Genomic DNA, 7,421 nt, shown 5'->3' with positions numbered 1-7,421 from the left:
TGTCATTACTCACTTTGAATTAGCCTGCCTTGAATTAGCTCGCCAATAAAGACTCTTAGTAGATCAACTTCTTATAATGATTGGGATAATTAGCTTACCGTTTTAGCCTCAGCACTATATTGCTTAATATATTTGTCTTCGAATACATCTCGCGGTAAAGGTTTGCTGAAGTAATAACCTTGCCCAATTACGCAGTCGCGTTCCTGTAGCCACTTTAACTGGTCTTCATTTTCGATTCCTTCAGCGACAACCTTCAATTCAAGCTGTTTTCCAAGCATCAAAATGGTCGATGCTATCGCACTTTCTTTTGGAAGATCAGATACAAAGCAACGATCAATTTTCATCGTGGTGATAGGTAAATGGCGTAGGTATGATAGTGATGAGTAGCCAGTACCAAAGTCATCAACCGCGATACCGAAACCTGCAGAACGTAACTCTTCTAATTTCTTAATCGCCAATTGGACGTCATCCATTAACGAGGTTTCGGTGATCTCTATCTCTAATAGCCCAGGGGCTATTTGATAACGAAGCGCTGCTTTTTTGATATCAGGCACAAGGCTGGAATGTTCAAACTGTTGTGAGGCAACATTGACTGCAATAGGTAAAGAAAGATTGAAGTCATTTTGCCACTTTTTAATCGTACGGCAGCTCTCTTCTATCACCCATTGTCCAAGTGGAATAATAATTCCAGTCTCTTCTGCGACAGGTATAAATGACATAGGACTAATTAGTCTGCCATCTTTTTTCCACCTAATTAAGGCTTCACAACCAATAAGTTGCCCTGTTTGAATATCGAGCTTAGGTTGAAAGTGTAATACAAACTCTTTATTTATCAGTGCGTCATGTAGTGATGCTTCAGTTCTTAATCGCACTGCTGCACGTTCAGTCATTTGTTGCTTGAAAAATGCCCATTGATTGGTACCAGCAGCTTTAGCGCTGTACATGGCGATATCTGCATGGCGGATAAGATCTTCTGCTGCGAGACCATCATCAGGAAAAATGGATATACCGATAGACGCTGCAGGATGAATCGCATGCTCATTTAACTGCATTTGAGTATTGAGTTTGAGCAAAAGTTTACTGACAAAATCGGCGGCTTGGCAGGGGGTGCTAAGGCCGTCAGCGAGAATAACAAATTCATCACCGCCTAAGCGCGCAACGGTGCCTTTTTCTGCGACTGAACTCTCAAGAATTCGCGCGATTCGCACAAGAAACTGATCGCCTAAGGCATGCCCTAAGGAGTCATTGATATTTTTAAACCTATCCAAATCAATGAACAGCAATACAAACTGTGTTTTTTGTGTTTTAGCTCTTTGTATTGTCACTGCAATGGTTTCGAGCAATAGTGCTCTATTAGGTAGGCCAGTAAGAGCATCTCTGGTCGCCATTTTTCTAAGCTTGTTTTGTGTTTTGGAGAATTGCACCAATATTTGATTGAGTTTACTGGTTACAAGACCGAGTTCATCATCTTTGTGAGCTCGAGATGTTGGAAGCAGGTTTTCTGCGGGCGATTCGGGATCAATTTTGTCAATTGCTTCGCTTATTCTGGCTATAGGCTGAGTTAAAAATCGATGAAAAACGATTGAAAGCACCAGTGTAAGTAAAAAAGCGCGAGCTAAGGTTCCCCAAAGGCTGTAACTTAAGCTTGAAAATAATGAGCGGGTCAGTTGCTGCACATCATAATGCAAAGTGAGTTCGCCAATTATTTCCTTATTGGGCTCTTTATTAGTGTAATTGGGTCGGTATAGTAAACGGGATACTTGGTTAAGATCGCCAAACAGCTCATTGCTTATCTTTATGAATAATCTTGATGATGCTATATGGCTTGAATTTCTAACGGCGACAAAGCGGCTATTGTCATCAAGCATTATGGTTGCAGAGCCGATGTTATCGACTTTTAACAGACCTTGTATGGTTTGAGCTGCTAATGTTTCGTCCATCGCCCAGACAGCATTTGTTGCTGGTTGTTCGACGGAATTAAGCAGTTCTTGCTGTGTCGACATCAACTGTTGGCGTTCTTCGACAAAAACTAGCGAAATTTCAACTAGAAAAATTGCAAAAGCAAAAAATAACGTTGAAGAAACAACAAGTATTGTTTGCTTCCACGTTAGCGATTTAAAATTTTCCTTTCTCAACTTTTTTCCTTTATTTTAATAGCTTATGAACGCTTTGATAGGTAGTTAGTTGTGTTCAGGCAAACGTAGACATCGTAATATCTCCACTTTAGAGAAAAGATTCCGCTTTGTCATTAATCTATTCCCTTTATCTATTGAATAAACTTGCAGTATACTTACGCGCGTAATTAAGGTAATTAAATTTAAGGAATGGTTCACGTGAATCCAATCGTAAAGAGTTTTGAATATGGTCAGCACACAGTTACATTAGAAACTGGTGTTATCGCACGTCAAGCAGACGCTGCTGTTTTAGCAAGTATGGGTGATACAACAGTCCTTGTTACTGTTGTCGGAAAGAAAGCTGAAGAGCCAGGTCGTGACTTTTTCCCGCTAACCGTTAATTACCAGGAAAAGACATATGCCGCTGGTAAGATCCCAGGCGGATTTTTCAAGCGTGAAGGTCGTCCATCTGAAAACGAAACATTGATTGCACGTCTAATCGACCGTCCAATCCGTCCTCTATTTCCAAATGGTTTCAAAAATGAAGTTCAGGTAATTATCACAGTCGTTTCAGTCGATCCTGAAATCAACCCTGATATCATTTCAATGATTGGTACTTCTGCTGCATTAGCTATCTCTGGTTTGCCTTTCAATGGCCCACTAGGTGTTGCCCGCGTTGGTTACACAAACGGCGAATACGTGCTTAACCCAGATGTGACTCAGCTTGTTGATAGCGAGCTTGACTTAGTTGTTGCTGGTACTGAAGGTGCGGTACTAATGGTTGAGTCAGAAGCGGCTTCTCTACCAGAAGAAGTGATGCTTGGTGGTGTGGTTTATGGTCATGACCAACAGCAAGTTGTTATTAATGCTATTAGCGAACTAAAAGCTGAAGCGGGCAAGCCTGCATGGGATTGGACTGCTCCAGTTCAAGATCAAGAGCTTGTTGCTAAAATTAAAGACTTGGCTGAATTAGGTCTTACTGAAGCTTACCAAATCGAAGTTAAGCAAGATCGTTACACTCAAGTTGGTGTTGTTAAATCTGCTGCTAAAGAAGCATTACTGGCTGAAAATCCAGATGCTGATTTGCGCGAGATAGACGGCCTTCTTGGTAGCTTAGAGAAGAAAGTTGTTCGTAGCCGTATCATTGCTGGTAACCCACGTATCGATGGTCGTGAGCCAGATATGGTTCGTGCGCTAAACGTAATGGCTGGTGTACTTCCACGTACACACGGTAGTTCACTGTTCACTCGTGGTGAAACTCAAGCACTTGTTACTTGTACTCTTGGTACAGAACGTGATGCACAGAAAGTTGACAGCATCATGGGCGAATACACAAACCGCTTTATGCTTCACTACAACTTCCCTCCATACTCAGTGGGTGAAACTGGTTTTGTTGGTTCACCTAAGCGCCGCGAAATCGGTCACGGTAAGCTAGCATGGCGTGGTATTAACGCTGTTATGCCATCTGCAGAAGAATTTCCGTACAGCGTTCGTGTTGTATCTGAGATCACTGAATCAAATGGTTCAAGCTCAATGGCTTCTGTATGTGGTACTTCACTTGCGCTTATGGATGCAGGTGTACCAATCAAAACATCAGTTGCAGGTATCGCAATGGGTCTAGTTAAAGAAGGCGACGACTTCGTTGTTCTTTCTGACATCCTAGGTGATGAAGACCATCTTGGTGATATGGACTTTAAAGTAGCAGGTACTCGTGACGGTATTACTGCACTGCAGATGGATATCAAGATTGAAGGTATCACTAAAGACATCATGCAGATTGCTCTACAGCAAGCCTATGGCGCTCGTGTTCATATCCTAAACGTAATGGACCAAGCGATTGGTTCACATCGTGACGATATCTCTGATCACGCACCACGTATCACAACTCTTAAGATTAACCCTGAGAAGATCCGTGACGTTATTGGTAAAGGTGGTGCAACCATTCGTGCACTTACTGAAGAGACTGGTACTACGATTGAACTTGAAGATGACGGCACAGTTAAGATTGCCTCTTCAAATGGCGAAGCAACTAAAGAAGCTATCCGTCGTATCGAAGAGATCACTGCTGAAGTTGAAGTTGGTACTGTTTACAACGGTAAAGTTGTTCGTATCGTCGACTTCGGTGCATTCGTGACAATTCTTCCTGGTAAAGATGGTCTAGTTCATATTTCTCAAATCGCTGAAGAGCGTGTTGCGAATGTGTCTGACTACCTAGAAGTTGGCCAAGAAGTTAAAGTTAAAGTAATGGAAGTTGACCGCCAAGGTCGTGTGCGTCTTTCTATGAAAGAAGCTGCGCCAAAAGCTGAAGCTCCTGCTGCAGAGTAAACGTTAATCGTTTATTCAAAAGGAGGCCCTAGTGGCCTCCTTTTTTGTTGGCGTTATTTACCACTTTATATCGCAAGATTTATCGTCATATTTGGGATTATTTGCTGTAAATGAGATTATTTTTCAATTCCTTGATAGCAGTAGTAACAGGGGATTGCTATGATTGGAGCTATTGCTGAACTCAAAAGGTTAAATGGATGAATCAAAAGATGCGTACCACTGCAATTGCAGTGATGGCTGGGATCAGTATATTGCTGACCGGATGTGTATCAACTCAAGCAGGTAGTAACCAACCTGATGCTATTAAAGTCGCTCCCGTTTCCCCCGACTATAAGCTTGAGATAACGTTAGCTAAGCTAAATGAAATCCTTTCTAGTGTTGAATTAACCCAGGAGCAGCGCGCGCGTTTCCATTATGATCGCGGTGTGATTTACGATCGTGTCGGCTTACGTATTTTAAGCCGAATCGATTTCCATCAGGCATTAAAGTTACAGCCTAACCTTGCCGATGCGTATAACTTCCTTGGTATTTACTACACCCAAGAAAATGAGTTCGAAAGCGCTTATGAGGCATTTGATGCAGTACTCGAGCTGTCTCCTGATTACGACTATGCTTATTTGAATCGCGGCATCTCTCTCTATTATGGGGAGCGATCTGAATTAGCCGTATCGGATATGGACATGTTCTATAGCAGAGACCCTTCTGATGGTTATCGTGTGTTATGGCTGTATCTTGCTGAAAGAGAAATTGATGAGCAAGCTGCCACTGCCAGAATGATAGAAAACCGTGCCAAATTAAATCCAGATGCTTGGTCAAGTGCATTAGTTGATTATTACCTTGGTAAGAAAGACAAAGAAGCGGTATTCGCGTTAGCAAAAGAGGGTTTAAAGCACCCAAATGAATATGCTGAACGTTTATGTGAAGCCTACTTCTATATGGCAAAAATTGCCCAGCAACGTGGTGAGAATGCCGAGGCTGCTAATTACTTCCGTTTAGCATTAGCGACAAACATCTATGATTTTGTTGAGCATAGATATGCACGTCTTGAACTTGCACGAGTAGCTGCAGCAATGGCGCCTACAGTTAACTAGGTATTATTGATCTTGCAGAAGCCTCCTTTAAGGAGGCTTTTTTATTGCTCGAATGCGATTTTGAATTCGTTTTAAGCTGCAGCACTGGTAGCCAAAATTTAGGTGAACAGCTATAATTGCCGCCTTTGTGAACTCCCAGAATTACAGGTATACATGTCAGGCTATAAAGTTGAGGTCGACAAACGTCGCACTTTCGCCATCATCTCTCACCCAGATGCGGGTAAAACCACCATTACTGAAAAGGTTCTTTTATTCGGCAACGCGTTACAAAAAGCGGGCACAGTAAAAGGCAAAAAGTCAGGTCAGCATGCTAAGTCTGACTGGATGGAGATGGAAAAAGATCGTGGTATCTCGATAACTACCTCTGTCATGCAGTTTCCATACAATGATGCGTTGGTTAATCTTCTCGACACACCTGGTCACGAAGATTTCTCCGAAGATACCTACCGTACGCTTACAGCAGTTGACTCCTGTCTAATGGTGATTGACTCGGCGAAAGGTGTAGAGCAACGTACTATTAAGCTGATGGAAGTTACTCGTCTGCGCGATACGCCAATTGTCACCTTTATGAACAAACTTGACCGCGATATTCGTGATCCCATTGAGCTGATGGATGAAGTCGAAGAGGTGCTTAACATTAAGTGCGCACCTATCACTTGGCCAATTGGTGCCGGTAAAGAGTTTAAAGGGGTTTACCATCTTTTGCGTGATGAGGTGATCTTGTACCAAAATGGTATGGGTCACACCATTCAAGACTCTAAAATTATCAAAGGTCTTGATAACCCAGAACTTGATGAAGCAATCGGTAGCTATGCTGAAGAGATCCGTGATGAGATGGAGCTTGTAGCAGGCGCATCGCATGAATTTGATCGTGAACAGTTCTTGAAAGGCGAGTTAACCCCAGTTTATTTTGGTACCGCATTAGGTAACTTTGGTGTTGATCATATTCTTGACGGTATCGTTGAGTGGGCGCCTATTCCGCAGCCTCGTGAAACTGAAGCACGAGATATTGAGCCAACAGAAGCAAAGTTCAGCGGGTTTGTATTTAAGATCCAAGCGAATATGGATCCTAAGCATCGTGACCGAGTCGCATTTATGCGGATCTGCTCTGGTCGTTATGAGCAGGGCATGAAGATGCACCATGTTCGTTTAGGAAAAGATGTTAACGTTAGTGATGCATTAACGTTTATGGCGGGCGATCGTAATCGCGCAGAGGCAGCCTACCCTGGCGATATTATTGGTTTGCATAACCATGGCACTATTCGTATCGGTGATACCTTTACTCAAGGCGAGAAGTTACGCTTTACTGGAGTGCCCAACTTTGCCCCTGAGATGTTCCGTCGCATTCGCCTTAAAGACCCATTAAAGCAAAAGCAGTTACTAAAGGGCTTAGTACAGCTTTCAGAAGAGGGCGCTGTACAGGTATTTAGACCACTAGACAGCAATGATTTAATTGTAGGTGCGGTAGGTGTACTGCAGTTTGAAGTGGTCGTTGGTCGCTTAAAAACTGAGTACAAAGTTGAAGCTATCTATGAAGCGATTAGCGTTGCTACTGCACGTTGGGTTTATTGTGATGATCACAAGAAATTAGATGAGTTCAAGCGTAAGTGCAGCATGAACTTAGCCCTTGATGGTGGTGATAACCTTACTTATATCGCACCGACAATGGTTAATCTAAACCTTTCGATGGAACGTTATCCTGATATTGAGTTTGCTAAGACACGAGAAAATTAACCTCAGCAACTGATATTCAATACTAAAACCCAAGCCATGACTTGGGTTTTTTATTGGCTGTTTATTGTGAGGTTGAAGCAGTCAAAGATTTGATTCATTGCTTCTATTTTTTATGACTAGAATGCGTTACGAGCTCTTCACTTATACCAATTGCATT

Annotated in this window: 4 protein-coding genes; 3 read left to right on the top strand and 1 reads right to left on the bottom strand. The window is 42.4% G+C overall.

The window, feature by feature from the left end; translation table 11 throughout:
* Positions 1 to 89: 89 nt before the first annotated feature.
* Positions 90 to 2,135: an EAL domain-containing protein gene (locus AB4238_RS21700; RefSeq protein WP_372035634.1), complete on the bottom strand. Its 2,046-nt coding sequence runs from the start codon at positions 2,133 to 2,135 to the stop codon at positions 90 to 92.
* 198 nt (positions 2,136 to 2,333) lie between these two features.
* On the opposite strand from AB4238_RS21700, the gene pnp reads away from it, so the two are divergent.
* The 3 genes from pnp to prfC all read left to right on the top strand — a co-directional run bounded on the left by pnp (position 2,334) and on the right by prfC (position 7,264).
* Complete coding sequence (pnp, locus tag AB4238_RS21695) at positions 2,334 to 4,439, top strand: polyribonucleotide nucleotidyltransferase (RefSeq protein WP_372035632.1); 2,106 nt, start codon at positions 2,334 to 2,336, stop codon at positions 4,437 to 4,439.
* A gap of 197 nt (positions 4,440 to 4,636) precedes the next feature.
* Positions 4,637 to 5,530: a lipoprotein NlpI gene (gene nlpI, locus AB4238_RS21690; protein ID WP_372035630.1), complete on the top strand. Its 894-nt coding sequence runs from the start codon at positions 4,637 to 4,639 to the stop codon at positions 5,528 to 5,530.
* Positions 5,531 to 5,683: 153 nt separating this feature from the next.
* Positions 5,684 to 7,264 carry a peptide chain release factor 3 gene (gene prfC, locus AB4238_RS21685; RefSeq protein ID WP_372035628.1) on the top strand — a complete coding sequence of 527 codons (1,581 nt, stop codon included), beginning with the start codon at positions 5,684 to 5,686 and terminating at the stop codon, positions 7,262 to 7,264.
* Positions 7,265 to 7,421 lie beyond the last annotated feature (157 nt).

Source organism: Shewanella sp. 10N.286.45.A1 (assembly GCF_041470405.1).
Taxonomy (GTDB): Bacteria; Pseudomonadota; Gammaproteobacteria; order Enterobacterales; family Shewanellaceae; genus Shewanella.
Note: the sequence above shows the minus strand (reverse complement) of the source record. Positions and strands in the feature narration are given on the sequence as shown.

Coding starts and splice junctions, on each gene's coding strand:
- nlpI (WP_372035630.1), top strand. CDS start 4,637: ATGAATCAAAAGATGCGTACCACTGCAATTGCAGTGATGGCTGGGATC.
- prfC (WP_372035628.1), top strand. CDS start 5,684: ATGTCAGGCTATAAAGTTGAGGTCGACAAACGTCGCACTTTCGCCATC.